Source organism: Saccharolobus shibatae B12, assembly GCF_019175345.1.
In the GTDB taxonomy this organism is placed as follows: Archaea; Thermoproteota; Thermoprotei_A; order Sulfolobales; family Sulfolobaceae; genus Saccharolobus; species Saccharolobus shibatae.
Genome location: NZ_CP077717.1, coordinates 804,295 through 821,978, shown reverse-complemented (window position 1 = coordinate 821,978; position 17,684 = coordinate 804,295). Strand labels below are relative to the sequence as shown.

Below are 17,684 nucleotides of genomic sequence, written 5' to 3'. Positions count from 1 at the left end.
TATCACGATATAGAGAAAACAAATTTCACTCATTAGAGTGAGAAGAAAGTTAAGAGTTGTGTCTATTAGCTACATAGGCTATTGTCATTAGGTAGTCCCTCAATTCTCTAGTTATGAGGAAATTCCTCCTTACGTGTTCCCTAGCGTTAATACCGAGTCTCTTCCTTATCTCCTCATTTCTAATTAAATATATTATGTAGTGTGCTGCTCCTTGTGGGCTATTGACTAGGAAACCAGTAATTCCATTTATCACTTGTAAAGGAATTCCACCAGTATTTCCTCCTATTACCGGTTTTCTTTTCCACATCGCCTCACTTACAGTTAGACCAAAACCTTCTTTTATAGACTTCTGCATAACTACCGTAGATGCTGTTTGAAATGCATTTATTTCTAAATCACTGTATGGCGGTAACATTAGGAGATGTATATCTTTATGTCCCTCGGAAGCCTTAACTACTTCATTGTAAACCTTTTCACCTTCTGGATCATCGGTAGCTGGACTTCCTACGTATAGTAATTGTATGTCTACATGCCTTTTGGCTAACTTATAAGCTTGTATAACGCCTAAAGGATCTTTAGCATAGTCAAATCTCGATACTTGGGTTATTAATGGTTTTTCAAGATTAATACCAAACTTATATAATATTCTGAATACAGTAGTCTCAGCGATGTCCCTATTCTTTACACTTAATGGGTCTATTGATGGGGGAACTATAAATTGCGGAATCTCGATATTATCTCTCCCAAACGAGGGAACTGAGATTATCATGCTATCATATTGTGAAATATACTTCTGTAAGAAGTTCCATACTGATGGATAAGGATTTGAAATATCAATGTGACATCTCCAAATCCACTTATTATTACCTTTTTTGAATTTTATAAGCCCCGCAGGCTGAGGGTCGTGTATAAACATTATATCGTAATCTAATGGAATTTCAGATAGGTTTATCTCTTGCCATTTATCGTAAATTTTAAAGTATTCCTCTGGTATGTTTCCAGTTCCATTTTGTAGCGAATTATGAAAGGATTTGGTTACGTTAAAGAATTCACTATCCCCTTTTATTACTTTCCAATCAACATTGAGACCTAATTCTTTCATTAAAGGCAACATTCTATTTAATATCTCAGCTACTCCTCCTCCTGCCTTAGTGGAGTTTACGTGAAGTATTGATAGGTCCTTGATCTTTTCCGCTATCTTAAAGATCGCATCGAGCTCATGCTCTCCTATAAATTCTACGTATTTATCTATCATCTTAACAACCACCTTTCTAATATTCTAATTATGTCTCTCCTAAGCACTTCCTCATCAATATAGGTTTGTGGGTCAATCTTGCTTAATGTCTCAGCTAGTTCTGAGAGTCCAAAATTAGAATCTAGCCATTCTGAAAAATCATTTCTCTTTGAAATTCCAAGTACTCTTTTGCTTACAAAATGCCAAACCAGTGCTCTTCCGGGTATTGTCTGTATTAAATCTAAGAACTCTGCAAGAGTATTTGCAATGTAATTTGTCTTGTATACTATTGGCATGCATGAAACAAACACAAAGTCCCCTATTCCCCTTCTCTCATCTACTCTGGGTTCCAGAATTTCTATCAAATCATTTCTAATATCTTCTATAGTTCTAGGCTCAGCACCGGGTATGTCAGAAACCAATTCGGCTAATTCTTTATCTCCTAAACTCTCAGCTATCCAGTGTGCGAAATCATTAGAATACTCTTCCGGTATAAGATGAGAACTAAAAATTGGGTGGAAAACGTGGTAAAATAACGTATACTTGTCAGCTTTCTTGATACCCTCAACTAGTTCCCTTAAAGTTTTGGCTTTAAGTTTAGAATAAAGTGGAGGATAGTAAGCAGCGTAAAAGATAAAAGGTGTTCCTTTACCTTTTGAGTCTAGATCCATCATTAAGTATATTTGAGTATCTAAAGCATATTAACCTATCTACATATGATATTGTAATTTAGCTAATAACTTCAGCAGTAATTGAAGGACTTATTATTATTTGTCCATTGGTATAGGTTATATGAGGAAAGCTTATCAGTAGTGATTGTGAAGAACCTCCTTTTAGATCCATACCGTTTATAATATGTATTTTAAATACTCCGCTAGGTATTTTCGCTGAGATATTGATATTTCCAAGTTGAACTTGAGCCGCAGATATCTCTAGAAATATCTCATTGTATTCCCCAGAAGGTATTCTAGAAGAGGCTAGAAATGTCATATTAGAAGTTAATAGTATAGTAATTGTCTTATTGGAAATTGTTATCCAAGAGTCATTGCTGGCATTAACTTTATGTATCATAATGGAAGAGATGGTTAAGTATATTTTGTCTCCTTGAGTGGTTGGAGGATCTTGAGCGTATACATTTACAACTCCAGTAGTAAAGTAATAGTAACCGTAGTATATTCCACTAACTAATACTAATAACACTATTACGAAGCCTATTATTCCCTTATTCATAGGTTCAATGTCGATCAGATACCTTAAAAGGATTTTTGAGTTTATTTTCGTTCCACTTGGTGGTATTTCAGACTTTAGAAGAATGTAATGAAGACTATTGTAGGTTTTTCAACAATTTATATATTTTTAAGTATCTTTTTCTATTTTCTCGTAAGGTGAAAGAATATAAATAGCTTGCCAAGCTTAACATATACGATGTATGAGGATTTAGTAGAAAAAGTAACTCCATCAGTGGTCACCATAATAACGAAGCAGATCGCTCTAGACCAGTTTTTTATGCCTCAAGTTGCTGAAGGTATAGGATCCGGCTACTCTATAGGGAAAAATGTTCTAATAACATCTTATCACGTTATATCAAATGCTGAAGAGATAGTAGTAATATCTGAAGATGGATTTAGAGAGGAAGCACAAGTAGTTGCTATAAATCCCTATCATGATTTAGCAATGTTGAGCACTACACTAAACTTGCCTAGTCTGAAATTCGCTAAGGAATACAAAACTGGAGAGGTAGTATTAGCAGTGGGAAATCCTTTGGGTTTATACAGTGTGAGCATGGGAATAATCAGCAGTGAAGAAAGGGCTATAATGACACCTAATGGTCTTCCTATATATGTGATTCAAACAGATGCCGCCGTTAACCCTGGTAATAGTGGAGGGCCTCTTATAAATACCAAAGGTGAGGTCGTGGGTACTGTTACTGCCATGATAAGAGAAGCTCAGAATATAGGTTTTGCAATACCGTCTAAACTTATTGATAGCTTCGTGAAAAACGTCATGAAGTTTGGAAGATATATAAGACCTTATATAGGAGTTGGAGTAATAAAGTTAAACAAAGCATTAGCGACGTATCTGGGAGTAAGGAAACAAAGTGGTTTACTTGTAATTAACATAGATCCAAATGGAAGTGCCTATAAATATGGCATAAGACGAGGTGACATTATACTAAAAGTCGATAACCAAGAAGTTAAATCTCCTATAGATTTACTAGCAATACTGGAAGAGATGGTTGGTTCAGAAGTTAATGTAAAAATGCTAAGGGATTCTAGGGAGATTGATCTTTCTATACCAGTTCCTGGAATATCTACTTAAACTTTTTAAAAGTCTTTTAGTGTTGAGCTTTTTATCTCTCATTGCTAAATCTTTTATATGGTAGAAATAGGACAGAAGGCTCCGGAATTAGAATTAGTAGATACAGATTTAAAAAAAGTTAAAATACCATCTGATTTCAAAGGTAAAGTAGTAGTTCTAGCATTTTACCCTGCTGCGTTTACTTCAGTTTGTACGAAAGAAATGTGTACTTTTAGGGACTCTATGGCTAAATTTAACGAAGTTAATGCAGTAGTTATAGGAGTTAGTGTAGATCCACCATTTAGTAATAAGGCGTTTAAGGAGCAGAATAAGCTAAATTTCACTATTGTTAGTGATTTTAATAGAGAAGCTGTAAAAGCCTATGGTGTAGCTGGTGAATTGCCAATCCTAAAGGGATATGTACTCGCTAAGAGATCAGTATTCGTAATTGACAAAAACGGTATAATAAGGTATAAGTGGGTTTCCGAAGATCCAACAAAGGAACCAAACTACGATGAGATAAAAGACATTGTATCTAAATTATCTTAAATGATGTCATGGCTAGGCACTGATAACGTGATGACTTAAGGGCGGGAATTCTGAATTCTTTCAAGGAATTTTTCTGGGTTTTTTATATCATATAAGACTGTGGCCTTTCCGTTTTTTAATATAATGTAAATTGAGCCACAATTCAATTTCTTCGCTATAGGTCCCTGTGATATAAATGTTTCTTTAAAATTTTCTGCTTTGACTACTTTTTTACCTAAGAATGATTTTATTATTATCTCTTTTTCCAAGATACAGTAAGTATGGCTCTTGAACCACGCAATTATAATAAATAATATAGCGTACCATATTCCAACGAAAATAAGATAATTAATTATGCTAGTTATCTCCAAGAATAAAGAAAAAATCACAAGTATAATAGTTCCCTCAACTAGAAGCCTTCTTCCAGTTGGTTTCGTACAACCAACAAGCGACTTTTCTTCCATTTATTTCCACCAATGGTGGTTCCTTTTCCTTACATATTGGCATAGCAAAAGGACATCTAGGATTGAATCTGCATCCGCTAGGTGGGTTTATTAAGCTGGGCACTTCTCCGCTAGGTGGTTTAAGCTCCTTCTTTCCCAATTCTGGTACTGAGCTAAGCAGTGATTGAGTATATGGATGCATTGGTTCCGAAATAACTTCTTTTGTATTTCCTTCTTCCACAATTTTTCCAGCATACATAATTATGACTCTATCAGAGATGTATCTAGCTACTGCAATATTATGGGTAATGAAGAGGTATGTGAGTTTTCTTTCTTTTTGTAAGTCTACAAGTAGATTAAGGATTTGCGCTTGTACTGACGCATCTAAAGCCGAAGTTGGTTCATCTAGAATTAAAAAATCCGGCTCTTTTGCAAGCGCTCTAGCTATTGCAACTCTCTGTGTTTGCCCTCCAGATAGTTCTCTAGGATACTTATCTTTTACGTAATTATAATCTAGCCCAACTTCCTCTAATACCTTCTTGATTCTTTCTTCCCTTTTCTCCTTCATAGCTTCTTTAACTATATCCTTGACTTTCATTCTTGGATTTATGGATGTCATAGGATTTTGAAAAACCATATGTATATGTTTTCTAACATGATTTACGTTATGATCATTTACCTCCATTCCCATAAAGAATAAGTTTCCACTAGTGGGTTTTTCTAGTGTAGCTAGTACTTTACCTAATGTGGTTTTACCAGAACCACTTTCACCCACAACACCTAAGACTTCACCTCTTCTTATCTCCACGGATACGTTATCTAATGCTCTAACATATATTGGGGGTTCTCTAGCTAATGACTCCAGTATTCCCCTCTTCTTTGCAAGATAATATTTGCTTATGTTGATTGCCTTGTAAAGTACATTATCACTCATATAACCAACACCTTATTTTTCTTCCATTTTTCTCACTAATGTTAGGTTCCTTCTTTCTGCAAATATCAAAAACTTTACTGCATCTATTACTAAACTTACATCCAGTAGGTAATGCAAAAAACGATGGCGGATTACCTGGAATTGCAGTTAACTTTTGATTTTTATCTCCAGTTGGTATACTTGCCACTAACCCTTGTGTGTATGGATGCATTGGTGACTTTAAGACTTCTTCAACTTTTCCATCCTCCATAATTCTTCCAGCATACATTACTACTATTCTATCCGAAACTACGTAAGCTAAGGAAATGTCATGTGTTATAAAAAGAATGCTTGTATTTATCTCCTTATTTAATTGCTTGAATAGATTAACCACTTGAGCCTGTATGGTAACATCCAATGCAGATGTTGGTTCATCAGCTATGAGCAGTTTGGGCTTAAGTAATAACGCCATTGAAATAACTATTCTTTGAACTTGTCCTCCTGAGAGCTGGTGAGGGTAACGGTCAATAATGGAATAAGGATCTGGAAGTCTTAAATCTTTGAGAACTTCAATAACATCTTTCATTAGATTCGCTTCTTCAACTTTCTTTCCTTCTCTTTGATATCTTATTTTAACTGCTTCTAAGAGCTGAGAGCCTACTTTCTTTACTGGATTTAAGCTGTTTAATGGATTTTGAAATATCATGAAAACCCATGTTCCTCTATATTTCTGCAATTCATTATCTTTTAACTTAGCTAAATTAACCCCATCTATTATAATATCTCCTCGTATTATTGCATTCGGTGGTAGGATTCTGGAGATTGCGTGGCCCAGTGTGGATTTTCCGGAACCGCTTTCTCCAACAACTCCTACTATTTCCCCTTTTTCTATATCTAGATTTACATCGCTTAATACTTTAATCCAACTAATTATTGTGTTATAATAAACGTTCAAATTCCTAATCTGAAGCAATACCATATTATTCACCTAATAGACTATTCTTCCAGCTACCACATCTTGTAATCTGTCACCTAATAGTACGAACCCTATAACAATAATTAAAATGGTTAATCCCGGAAATAAGGCCCACCACCAATACTGCGGTAAACCAGTAACACCATTTGCAGCCATTTCTCCTAACTCTGGAATTGGTGGTGTTATTCCTATTCCTAGGAACGCTAAGGTTGAATAAGTTAATATTACGTTTCCAAAGTCCAGTGCAGCATAAGCTAATATAGGATCTACGGAATTTAGAAAGATATATCTATAGAACAATGATATTCGAGAGACTCCACTTAATTTAGCTGCAGAAATATAATCCATATTCTTTATCCTTAACGTTTGGGCTCTATAAAATCTAGCATAGGTTGGCCACCATACTATTGCCAAGCCTAATATGGTAGCGAAGAACGTAGCCTTTAATGGTACAGTTATTGCAATAACTAATATTAATGCCGGTAAGGATAGAAAGGCATCTGTAACCCTCATTAAGATTTCATCTATTATACCACCTAGATATCCTGCGAGTATTCCTAATATTCCTCCTATGATTATTGCTGAAAACACTACTACTATGGCTACGAATGCATCTCTGGGTAGTGCATATAAAATCCTTGAAAAAATATCCTCTCCTTCTGCATTAGTACCTAAAAGAAAAGTAGAAGAAGGAGGATGGAAGGCTAACTGCAAATTATATTGAAAGGGATTATGTGGAAGGAGTATATAACCTAAAGATTGTTTCCTAAGATAACTGGACAATATCTCTAATATTCCTTGTATTAAAGACCACAATAGAAATAGGCTTACTATTATTAAGCCCAATAATCCAGCCTTATCTCTAATTAAAGCCTTTAGCATAAACCTAATTCCAGAACTTTCACTCAACTATCCTCACCCTTGGATCTAGAACCCCGTAAAGTATATCTGCAACTAGATTTGCTATAATTATAGCAATTCCAACAATTACTGTTGTTCCCAAAATTGACGTGTAATCTAGACTTTCTATAGCCTGAGTAATGAAATACCCCATTCCATGATATTGGAATATATCCTCAATTACAACTGCTCCCGCTACCGAGTATCCGAAAAGTAACGCAATTAAGGTTACTAATGGTATTGAAGCATTTCTTAGAACCACACCATATACCACTCTTCTTCTACTTAGTCCTTTCATAAGACTAAGTTTAGCGAAATCAGACTCCATATAGTCTAGCATTGAGGCTCTGGCTATTCGGGTTACTATTCCAAAACTCACTAATGCTATTGCTATAACTGGTAAGACCATATGGTGAACTAGACTAGAAAAATAAGGCCAATCTCCTGCTAACATTGCGTTTAGCAAGGGAAAAGGCGTTATAGACTTTGGTGGAGTAAGAACAGGGTTAACAGTACCGGTAGGGGGTAATAATCTGAGATAATATGCTATCACTAACTGTAATATGACAGCGATTAAGAATGGCGGAGATGCCCAAGTAACTAAGTAAACGCCACGGACTAGATAATCCAGTGGTTTATTCCTGTTTGATGCTGCTATGGCACCAGTGAATAAACCAATAACTACGGAAAGTATCGTTGCGGGTATTACCAATTCTAGGGTTCTTGGCAAATATTTGCCGATAAGCGTTACTACTGGTACCTTATATGTTGGATCTATACCTAAATTTCCATGAAATATGTTAATTATGTAGTTAATTATTTGGATATAAAGAGGTTGATCTAGTCCATATTGTTTCGCTACTTGTTCTAACTCTGTATAAGTTGCATGTGGCCCAGTATATAGCCTTGCCAATGCTAAAGGATTTGGTGCTATGATATGTATCATAATAAAAACTAATATAATTAGTAATATTAAGGTAATGAAAGCATTAATGATCCTTCTTATGATAAAGAAAACAGTATTTATGGACATACCATGTCCATTTAAATAAAGTTTGAAGGTACTAATATATTTATTCTCTCAGAGTAACGTGGAAAGGAAAAAAAAGAAAAAAGGAATGACTTTTAAAAGCCTGGGCCTCCTCTACCTCTTCCTCTTAAGAGGACTATCGCAACTACTATTATAACTATCACGACTACTATTCCTATTGTGGCATAAAGTAGTGTGGATGATGAGGATGAGGTAGTTGTCGCTGTACTAGTTACTTGAGTTGGTGTAGTAGTTACAGTACTTGTTGAAGTAGTGACAAAATTAGTTGTAGTAGTAGAGGTTATGCTAGTGGAAGTTGATATGGTTACAGTATATGGTTGATAGTACATTAAGTTATAGTAATAGCCTATGAATGGATTGTATACAAATCCTTTCACATAAGGCTGGACAAAGTAATATACTACAGGGTTTGGTAACCAGGCATATGGCGCTTCTTGATACAATATTTGATATACTTTAGCAACCTCTAAAGTTTGTTGTGTCTGGTTTGTTAAGAATGGTAAATTCTCATATATCTGCTGTAATGTTGAAATATTAACCCAGGCTAAATCTCCAGATATTCCACCATATAATACATCAGTTTGTGCTATTAATTCTTGGAAAATCGGATCTGGCCAATCTGGGAACCACCCTAAATCTATTAGCGCTGGTGTACCATTTGGTGTTATCCAGTTATCGGTTACGGAAGGTAAGACATATTGTATTGATGTTGAAATCCCTATCTTTTGCAAACTTTCTTGAACTATTGTTAATTGCTCTTGCTCTAACTCATTCACAGGTGCTAAAGCATATATAGTTAATGTGCCTAGTTGCTTACCATTGGTATCACCTATCGTAGTTCCATTAGGCAATACAACATAGAAGTGTCCCTCGTATCCAGCTTCATTTAAGTAGTGTAAGGCTAAGGATAAGTTATAGGTGTAGGGATGTAACTTATCTAGTTGCATAACTTCATTATAAAGTGGGAAAACTGGGGATATTGGACCTAAATACTCTATTGCTAGCGTTTGATTTTGGAATTTGAATATATCTAACTCTGCAGTATAGTTTATAGCGTGAACTATTGCTTGCCTAAATGCAGTAATGTTAGTAGGGAAGATTTGTGTATTCATTGCAATATAGAACACTGCTGCCTCATAACCTAAATTCGCAAATATTTGATCGAAACTTACATATTTATTATACTGATATGCAGAGTACATTTGCTGTAGGAATGGCAAGCTAACATACGAAATTTGAGCTTGATTCGTTGCAAAATCTTCCACTCTAGCATTGTGGCTTAATCCGTATTTTATGTCAATAATTGGTATATGTCCAGGTTGAGCTACAGCTGGTATGTTAGATAAATTAGCGGCCCAATAGTGTGGATTCTTCACTAATACGATCTCAGATAAACTAGGTCCCACACTTTTAATCACATAAGGACCAGTTCCGTTCATACCATTGTCATTAATATATGAGTTAGGAGTATTTGGTTGAACTCCATCATGTTGATCAATAAAGACTGGATTAACTATTGCTCCCCACCAGCTAGCTATATCTAATAGGAAGTACTTGTAGGGTTCAAGTGTACTTATCTCAACCTCATAAGGACTCTTAACTACTACTGCTTGGTATGGGTATTCCATGATTTTCTGTATTGTAGTGTTTGCGGCATTGAAATGGGATAGTATTGATGCAAGTACCTTCGCAGCTAGTGTTGCGTTCTTAGTAGTTGGTAATCCAGTAACGTTTTGTATTGCTGCTGCGACACCCCACGGTAAGGCATATCCAGTCTGCCCATATTGAGTTGAATTGAATAATAGTTCAATATAGTTAGCTACACCAGGACCTTGCCCCATTAGTATAGTCCTGTAGAAGGAGAACCAAACAGTACTAGCGTTTACTTGTACTCCATCTGGAAAGTATACTCCATGTCTGATGTAGAATGTCCAGTTCTCATAGTTTGTTGTTGACCAGTTCTGGGCTATAACTGGGACAACTTGTAAGTAATTCGAACCGTTAAATTCCACTAGCTCTTGAAAGATTGCTTGATATAATGGTCCATCTTGAACGTAAAAACCAGTCGCTGGGTCAAGTGCATCTGGAGGCGCTACTTGGGAGACGTCAACAAGTATAGATGAGTTTGATGGAGATATTGTGAGTGATGTTTGTGCTGAAGTCTGTAAGAAAAATAGTGATGGTATAATTATGCCTGTTAAAATTATTAATAAAAAAGCTAGACCCTTTAGATTAGACATTTATAATCCCAAGAAGCTTCTCATTTTATGTTTAAAAAATTTATGGAAATATGCATCGTTTATATGTAGACTTTTTTAAAATAGTAATGATAGGACTTTACGAATTAAAATTTACTTGATCTTACCGTAGAGAAATATCTACACTATATCTTAACACTTTTATGTACTCCATCATCCATTAGAGCTACACAATAGCTTGCTATTCTAGCCAATTCTCTTGCCAGTTCTTTACATTCTATCTCGTTTCCATACACTATCTTGTTTATTTCTTTCATGTTTTCTCTTATATCCCTTATGTGATCTATATTTTTATCAAAGAACACTTCTTGGGATCTCTTAAACATATTCACGATGGCTTTGACTATGAATTTTAGTTCTTTATTAGATGTATTTACACATTCAGTTACGGCTAGGGATGCAGTTTTGATGTGAGATAGCATTCTTCCCATGTCACGCATTGCTATAGCATAGAGTATTAAATCTCTAGTCGGGAGATTTTTTATCTCAAATTCCTCCTCTTTTTGTGAGACTAGGGCTATTTCCCTTATTACCGAATTGTATAATTTATTTAACTCTTCAGCTCGATTTTTCAAATCTACAGCCATTTCCTTGTTAGGGTTTTCAATTATCTTTTCCAGATCCTCCAGTAGTATCAATAATTTACTAGAGAAAGTTTTCATCCTTTCAACCAGATTACTATTAACACTATCCTGAACTCTGAACGTGATATAGTTAAAACTTTCACTCTCAATAGCTAAACCTGGTAAGTACAATTGCAAATTTTTCAGCTCATCTTTTATAGAGGCTGATATTACAGACTTCGATGTTATTTCTATTTCTGAAATCCCTTGCATGTAATATACTGTTATCAAGTATTTACTAGTTTCTAAGTCAATAAGATCAAGATCGATGGTCTTCTTGGTAATGTAATCCCTTATAGGTTTTATCAGTAGTTCCCCATCCTTTTCTATAACAAAAACCTCACTTTTAGCATCTAAGCTATTTCTCCTAACCCATTCTGGAGGTAATGTTATTATGTAACTGCCACCTTTAATCTTCTGAATTCTTCTTCTCAGATTCTTCTCCATTAATATATAAAAATTAAAGACCTAATAAAAAGGTTTGCGAATTTAGAATATTGCAGCTACTAAATCGTCTTCTTTTAGTTCTATATCCTCGTCTCCATTTATCCCAATCTCTGGCATTGATGGAACCTTAACGTTAAACCTCTTAACATTGCTAGCAACCCTCGCCACAGCCTCTCTCCAGATCCTTTCTCTCTCCTCTATTGTTGGTAATCCTAAACCAGCATCAATTGCTATCTCCTCCATTTTCTCATGTATCTCCTCATACCAAGGAGGTAATTTCCAGAACTCCTTAGGAGGCTTATAGGTTATCAGCGATAGGAAGACAAATCCGGCTCTCATCTGTTTAGTTACAAACATCTTCTTCTCTTCATTCATCTTATTCAAGTTATTATTTAATATAAGATGGGTAAAAGCGTAATGTCTAGTCTCGTCTACAGTTAAATTTCTAAAGGCATCCTTAAAGGTAGGTATTTTAGTCTTATCCTTCATTCCGCTAAATACTGTTGTAGCTGCAGCTTCGCCCATCATAAATGAGGTGAATAAAATATCCAAGGTGTATTTATTATAAGCTTCAACATAACCTTTCCAATATCTAGAACCATTCCACCAAACCCACTCGACGTTAAGTTTAGCCTTTCTTTCCAAATCGTCTTGCGGTTTGAAATTAAAGGGAAATCCTTTCATAGCCTTTTCTATTGCAAATCCGCACAGTATGTTATGCCTATTTTCATCATAAGTTATTGTTGTTAGGAGAGCTCTGATAGTTACTGGTAGACTCCTTTCACTGGCTTTAACTAATGCGTAAGCGAATACCGGTGTAGCATTATCGAAGTTAGATAGCAGAGCCCACCAGTACGCTAACGCTAATCTCTGTTTTCTATCAAGGCCTGAAACTATCTCCTCGTACTTTTTCCAGTTCAAATCTTCCTCGTCCCACTGCTCCTTTTTAGCTCTCCTATAAAGTCTCATGGCTTTCTCGTCATCAAACTCCCATGTCGGTGGATAGACATTATTTTCTGGATATATTGGATCATTTTCATAATTTATATCCATCCGTTCACCATATATATGTTATTGATTCTAATATATAAGTTTTTCCAGATACTTTACGAAATTAAAGAAGATTAAGTACACTATAAAAAGGATGGAAACTAGACTTCTCTCCTATTATCAATATGGAAAACTAAAGCAGTAACGTATGCTACAAGCTTTCCCTCTTCATTTTTTACAATTATTCTATATAGAGAAGTAGTTTTTCCGGTACTCTCCTCAAATGCCTCTGCTATAACTTTCTCCCCTTCTTTTACAGGTCTTCTAAAATCGATATCCATATGTAAGGCTACTGAATCACGGGTAAAGTTACTAGCGTACTCGAAAGCGGCATCAGCAATAGCAAAGATAAACGAGCCATGGGCAGTGTTATGTACGTTTAGGAAATCTTTAGTTATAACTCCAGAAACTCTAGCATAGCCTTCTCTTATCTCCTCTAATTCTATGTCAAGAAATTTAAGGAAAGGACTTTCTTTCAGCATTTAAATTCCCTTAAATTTAGGTTCTCTTTTCTCTTTAAACGATGATATACCTTCTTTAAAATCTTCCGTTTTGCCTAAATAGCCTTGTATGGCGGATTCGTACTCTAAGAACCTTTCTAGATCATTATATAATACTAGATTAGCCATCCTCTTTCCAGCAATATAAGACTGAAATGGTCCATTATTTATTCTATTAGCCATCTCCTCAGCATCGTGAAGCGGATTTTCCGACACCTTCAATAAGCCCCATCTCTCAGCCTCTTCAGCAGTGAATTCTCCACCTAGGACAGCTATTTCATAAGCTCTTTGATCTCTAGTCAACTTCAAAAGGAAATAGGCTACTCCAGTATCTGAAGCTAGTCCAAGTCTTTGAAATGCAGTAACGAATTTCACATCACGTTTGGCGAATTTAAAATCTGTAGATAAGCTTATCCCTATACAAGCTCCAGCAGTAACGCCATTTATTGCAGCTATATAGATTTTATCTGAGAAACGAATCTCCCTAATTATTGGATAAAATGTCTCCCGTAAGTCTATGGCGAAATCCGGGGCGAACTCGTTTACGTCAGCCCCCACACAAAATGCCCTTCCTTCTCCAGTTACTATTACAGTCCTAATTTTCGGATCCGCGTTAATTTGTTTAAGTTTTGATATAAATTCATTTCTCATTTGCAAGTTCAATGCATTTAGTTTATCAGCTCTACTCATTGTGACTATTGCATAACCTTCCCTACTCTCAACTTTTATCATTCTCCCACCTGGGCTTTCTCTTCTCTAAAAACGCTCTCATGCCTTCTTTAGCTTCCTCTGAGCTTAAAGCCAAATAGAAATTCCTTCTTTCGAAATCCAATCCTTGTTGTAGTAAGGTGTCCCATGCTTTGGCAACAGCCTCTTTGGCTAACATCAAGGATATCATTGGTTTTTCAGCTATTTCCTTTGCTAACCTAATTACCTCGTCAATTAACGCATTATCTGGTACTACCTTGTTCACTAAACCGTATCTTTCCGCTTCTTTAGAGTCAATTAACTTCCCAGTGAGTACTAGCTCCATAGCCTTATACTTCCCTAATATCCTAGTTAATCTCTGAGTTCCCCCTGCTCCTGGCATGATCCCTAAGTTTATTTCCGGTTGACCTAATTTTGCAGATTCTGAAGCAATTATAATATCACATGCCATTGCCAGTTCCAGCCCACCTCCAGCTGTAATACCATTTAATGCAGCTATCACTGGTTTTTTAAATGTCCTCAATTTTTCCCATAATGGCATATGGCCCTTTTTCATTATTTCCTCGAGAGGCGTTTCCAGCATTTCTTTAACATCTGCCCCCGCAGAAAATGCTTTACCATTCCCTGTTATTATTACGACCTTAATCTTGTCATCACTATCTAACTTATTCAAGGCATCAACTAGTTCATCAACCATCTGGAAGTTGATTGCATTTAACTTATCTGGTCTGTTAAGTTTTATAATTGCTATATTTTCTCTAACTTCTATTTGTATTGTACTATACATATATATGTAATTCACCCGCATATAGTACTATTCACAAAAGTTTATATAGTTTAGTATTGTAAGAAATCTTGGTTAGTCCAATATGACAAGAAGAGTCGCTGTAATAGGAGTAGGTAATTCAAAATTCGGGAGAAGAGATGACGTTTCCGTTCAAGAGTTAGCCTGGGAATCTATTAAAGAAGCATTAAATGATAGTGGCGTATCTCAAAGTGATATAGGGCTAGTCGTTGTAGGTAGTACTGCTTATAGGGGAATAGAATTATACCCTGCTCCAATTGTTGCTGAATACTCTGGATTGACAGGGAAGGTTCCCTTACGTGTAGAGGCAATGTGTGCTACGGGATTAGCCGCAGCCTTATCTGCATATACCGCTGTCGCTTCTGGCTTAGTTGATATGGCAATGGCTGTAGGAGTTGATAAGATGACTGAAGTTGACACTTCAACATCGTTGGCAATAGGAGGTAGAGGGGGTAATTACCAATGGGAATACCACTTTTATGGAACTACCTTCCCAACCTATTACGCCCTTTATGCCACAAGACATATGGCAGTTTATGGTACGACTGAAGAGCAGATGGCTCTAGTTTCGGTAAAAGCGCATAAGTACGGTGCAATGAACCCTAAAGCCCACTTTCAAAAACCAGTTACCGTAGAAGAAGTTCTCAAGTCCAGAGTAATCTCATGGCCAATAAAGCTACTTGACTCTTGTCCCATAAGTGATGGTTCGGCCACTGCAATATTTGCATCAGAGGAGAAAGTGAAGGAATTGAAAATTGATTCCCCTGTTTGGATAACTGGAATTGGCTATGCGAATGACTACGCTTACGTTGCAAGAAGGGGAGAGTGGGTTGGATTTAAAGCGACTCAATTGGCGGCAAGGCAAGCTTATAACATGGCTAAGGTAACTCCTAACGATATTGAAGTAGCAACAGTACATGACGCATTTACAATAGCTGAGATAATGGGATACGAGGATTTAGGTTTTACAGAAAAGGGAAAGGGAGGCAAGTTCATAGAGGAGGGGCAAAGCGAGAAAGGAGGCAAAGTAGGAGTGAATTTATTCGGTGGTCTAAAAGCTAAGGGACATCCATTAGGGGCTACTGGACTTTCGATGATTTACGAGATAACTAAACAATTGAGGGATGAGGCTGACAAATTACAACAGCCTCTTAAAAAGTATATCGGGCTTGTCCACAATGTAGGCGGTACTGGTCACTTTGCATATGTTATGGTTTTAAGAAGGTGATCTTGAATGCAAGTAGATGCAATACCGTTATCGATAAAGTACAAGATTAACTACCCCGACGAATTTATTGAAGCTGTAAAGCGAGGGGAAATCGTAGCTACTAGATGTAAGAATTGCGGTTCAGTCTACTTTCCCCCTCAAAAGGATTGTTACAACTGTGGTAAGAACGAGATGGAGTGGATTAAGGTATCTAATGAGGGTGAAATAATGACATATAGTATAGTATCTCAGAAACCCCAAGGTTTCGAAAATTATAAGGATTACATTATAGGAATAGTGAGGACGAAAGATGGGATAAATCTAATGGCGTGGATTAAAGGTCAGCCTAAGGTGGGCGGTAAGGTAAGGCTAACTACGGATGACACGAGAATAATTGGTGAGGTGGTTTGATGAGCCTTAAGTTAACTTATAATGAGGTAGATCCCAAGGCATTAACTAAGGAAGAGGTTAGAGAAGTTCAGAGATTTAGACTTAGGAGTCTAATCAAGAGAGTTTATGAGAATTCCCCATATTATCATAAGTTGTTTAAAGAAAGGGGATTAACGCTAGATGATATAAAAGCCCCAGAAGATTTGGTTAAACTTCCTTTTACATATAAGGATGATCTAAGGAGGCATGCTTATCCACATGGTGGTGATTTCTTGGCGGTACCTTTTGAAAATTTAGTTGGATGGCACATGACGTCTGGGACAACGGGAATTCCTACAGTAAACGCTTACACTTGGAGTGACGTTGAAGTGTGGTCGAACCTCGTGGCAAGAAGTCTAGTCGCTGCTGGAGTTACAAAGAACGATATTGTTATGAACATTTATGGTTATGGACTATTCACTGGTGGGATAGGTTTGCATCAAGGTATTCAGAGAATAGGTGCAAAGGTAATACCGTGGAGTACCGGTAGAACAGAAGCGTTAGGTAGAGCATTAAAGGATTTTAAAGCTACTGTAATAACTGGTACTCCCTCTTATGAATTGCTAGTTGCTGAGACTCTGCGTAAACTTAACATAGATGCTGAGAATGAATTGCAACTTAGGCTAGCAATTCCCGGTGCTGAGGCAATGACAAAAGAGATGTTGGAGAGAATTGAGGACGAATTAAGCCTAAAGACTAGGGGAGGAAGAGCATTAGAAATTTATGGTTTGACTGAAGCTTTAGGACCAGGGGTTGCGCAAGAGTGTCCAGACGATAATCACGAATGGTTACATATATGGGCTGATCATTATTTGGTTGAAATTATTGACCCGGAGACCGGTGAGAGAGTTTCAGAAGATGAAGAAGGGGAAATGGTGATAACCACGCTTAGTAAGGAGGCAATGCCTCTAATCCGATATAGAACAAGAGATATTACTAGTCTTATTGAAAGCGATGATCAAATACCGTTTCCTAAGATCAGAATGTTAAAGGGGAGATTAGATGATGTTATATTCTATAAAGGGGTTAAGCTATTCCCTACTGCTATTGCTAATGTTTTAATGTCTTACGAGGAAGTGAAAGAGTTTCAAATAGTTGTCGATAAGACTAATAGAGAGCATAGATTAATAATTAAAGTAGAAACTGAAAAACCATCAGAAAAGTTAGTTGAAAAACTGATAGAAGAAATTAGAACAGTAGCATTTGTAACGCCAGAAGTGGAATTTGTAAGTTTGGGCACATTGCCTAGATTTGAGGGTAAATCTAAGAGGGTAGTTATTAAAGAGTAATTTATAATAAGCAAAAATAGTTAAT

General features: G+C 36.4%; 19 protein-coding genes. 5 read left to right on the top strand and 14 right to left on the bottom strand.

Features of this window, described 5'->3' with window-relative positions; translation table 11 throughout:
• Positions 1–49: 49 nt before the first annotated feature.
• The 3 genes from J5U23_RS04585 to J5U23_RS04575 are packed head-to-tail and all read right to left on the bottom strand — an operon-like array spanning position 50 to position 2,464.
• A complete protein-coding gene (locus J5U23_RS04585; RefSeq protein WP_218259641.1) occupies positions 50–1,255 on the bottom strand; it encodes a glycosyltransferase in 1,206 nt (401 codons plus the stop codon).
• Entirely contained in the window at positions 1,252–1,908 is a 657-nt protein-coding gene (locus J5U23_RS04580) for a DUF5752 family protein (RefSeq protein WP_218267107.1), read from the bottom strand. Before J5U23_RS04580 ends, J5U23_RS04585 begins: the two co-directional genes overlap by 4 nt.
• A gap of 55 nt (positions 1,909–1,963) precedes the next feature.
• The gene (locus J5U23_RS04575) at positions 1,964–2,464 is read right to left on the bottom strand and encodes a DUF4382 domain-containing protein (RefSeq protein ID WP_218267106.1); all 501 of its coding nucleotides are present in this window, start codon (positions 2,462–2,464) and stop codon (positions 1,964–1,966) included.
• A 195-nt stretch (positions 2,465–2,659) separates the two neighbouring features.
• On the opposite strand from J5U23_RS04575, the gene J5U23_RS04570 reads away from it, so the two are divergent.
• Together J5U23_RS04570 and J5U23_RS04565 are read left to right on the top strand one after the other, a co-directional pair.
• Positions 2,660–3,553, top strand: coding sequence for a S1C family serine protease (locus J5U23_RS04570; protein WP_218267105.1), 894 nt, complete (start codon positions 2,660–2,662; stop codon positions 3,551–3,553).
• Between the two features lie 57 nt (positions 3,554–3,610).
• The gene (locus J5U23_RS04565) at positions 3,611–4,081 is read left to right on the top strand and encodes a peroxiredoxin (RefSeq protein ID WP_218267104.1); all 471 of its coding nucleotides are present in this window, start codon (positions 3,611–3,613) and stop codon (positions 4,079–4,081) included.
• Positions 4,082–4,116: 35 nt separating this feature from the next.
• Here J5U23_RS04565 and J5U23_RS04560 read toward each other — a convergent pair whose 3' ends face one another.
• From J5U23_RS04560 to J5U23_RS04510, 11 genes are all read right to left on the bottom strand, one after another.
• Complete coding sequence (locus J5U23_RS04560) at positions 4,117–4,524, bottom strand: PH domain-containing protein (RefSeq protein ID WP_218259636.1); 408 nt, start codon at positions 4,522–4,524, stop codon at positions 4,117–4,119.
• Complete coding sequence (locus J5U23_RS04555) at positions 4,466–5,437, bottom strand: ABC transporter ATP-binding protein (RefSeq protein ID WP_218261289.1); 972 nt, start codon at positions 5,435–5,437, stop codon at positions 4,466–4,468. Before J5U23_RS04555 ends, J5U23_RS04560 begins: the two co-directional genes overlap by 59 nt.
• Positions 5,430–6,395: an ABC transporter ATP-binding protein gene (locus J5U23_RS04550; protein WP_218267103.1), complete on the bottom strand. Its 966-nt coding sequence runs from the start codon at positions 6,393–6,395 to the stop codon at positions 5,430–5,432. The genes J5U23_RS04555 and J5U23_RS04550 overlap by 8 nt, the downstream gene beginning before the upstream one ends.
• Positions 6,396–6,404: 9 nt before the next feature.
• Positions 6,405–7,301, bottom strand: a complete 897-nt coding sequence (locus tag J5U23_RS04545; protein ID WP_218261287.1) for an ABC transporter permease — start codon at positions 7,299–7,301, stop codon at positions 6,405–6,407.
• The gene (locus tag J5U23_RS04540) at positions 7,294–8,325 is read right to left on the bottom strand and encodes an ABC transporter permease (RefSeq protein WP_218267102.1); all 1,032 of its coding nucleotides are present in this window, start codon (positions 8,323–8,325) and stop codon (positions 7,294–7,296) included. The genes J5U23_RS04545 and J5U23_RS04540 overlap by 8 nt, the downstream gene beginning before the upstream one ends.
• 92 nt (positions 8,326–8,417) lie before the next feature.
• Complete coding sequence (locus tag J5U23_RS04535) at positions 8,418–10,583, bottom strand: ABC transporter substrate-binding protein (RefSeq protein WP_218267101.1); 2,166 nt, start codon at positions 10,581–10,583, stop codon at positions 8,418–8,420.
• A gap of 143 nt (positions 10,584–10,726) precedes the next feature.
• Positions 10,727–11,671, bottom strand: a complete 945-nt coding sequence (locus J5U23_RS04530) for an AbrB/MazE/SpoVT family DNA-binding domain-containing protein (RefSeq protein WP_218267100.1) — start codon at positions 11,669–11,671, stop codon at positions 10,727–10,729.
• A gap of 42 nt (positions 11,672–11,713) precedes the next feature.
• A complete protein-coding gene (locus J5U23_RS04525; protein WP_218267099.1) occupies positions 11,714–12,724 on the bottom strand; it encodes an aminobenzoate oxygenase in 1,011 nt (336 codons plus the stop codon).
• Between the two features lie 98 nt (positions 12,725–12,822).
• Positions 12,823–13,203 carry a hotdog fold thioesterase gene (locus J5U23_RS04520; protein WP_218259633.1) on the bottom strand — a complete coding sequence of 127 codons (381 nt, stop codon included), beginning with the start codon at positions 13,201–13,203 and terminating at the stop codon, positions 12,823–12,825.
• Positions 13,204–13,953 (bottom strand): enoyl-CoA hydratase-related protein, encoded by a 750-nt coding sequence (locus J5U23_RS04515; RefSeq protein WP_218261284.1) that lies wholly within the window; start codon positions 13,951–13,953, stop codon positions 13,204–13,206.
• Complete coding sequence (locus tag J5U23_RS04510; protein WP_218267098.1) at positions 13,940–14,737, bottom strand: enoyl-CoA hydratase/isomerase family protein; 798 nt, start codon at positions 14,735–14,737, stop codon at positions 13,940–13,942. The genes J5U23_RS04515 and J5U23_RS04510 overlap by 14 nt, the downstream gene beginning before the upstream one ends.
• 61 nt (positions 14,738–14,798) lie before the next feature.
• On the opposite strand from J5U23_RS04510, the gene J5U23_RS04505 reads away from it, so the two are divergent.
• Genes J5U23_RS04505 through J5U23_RS04495 form a run of 3 tightly spaced genes read left to right on the top strand, consistent with a single transcriptional unit; the run spans position 14,799 to position 17,659 of the window.
• Entirely contained in the window at positions 14,799–15,962 is a 1,164-nt protein-coding gene (locus J5U23_RS04505; protein ID WP_218267097.1) for a thiolase domain-containing protein, read from the top strand.
• A 6-nt stretch (positions 15,963–15,968) separates the two neighbouring features.
• On the top strand, positions 15,969–16,352 hold the full coding sequence (locus J5U23_RS04500) for a Zn-ribbon domain-containing OB-fold protein (protein WP_218259629.1): 384 nt from the start codon (positions 15,969–15,971) through the stop codon (positions 16,350–16,352).
• Positions 16,352–17,659, top strand: coding sequence for a phenylacetate--CoA ligase family protein (locus J5U23_RS04495; protein ID WP_218267096.1), 1,308 nt, complete (start codon positions 16,352–16,354; stop codon positions 17,657–17,659). The genes J5U23_RS04500 and J5U23_RS04495 overlap by 1 nt, the downstream gene beginning before the upstream one ends.
• The last annotated feature ends 25 nt before the right edge of the window (positions 17,660–17,684 follow it).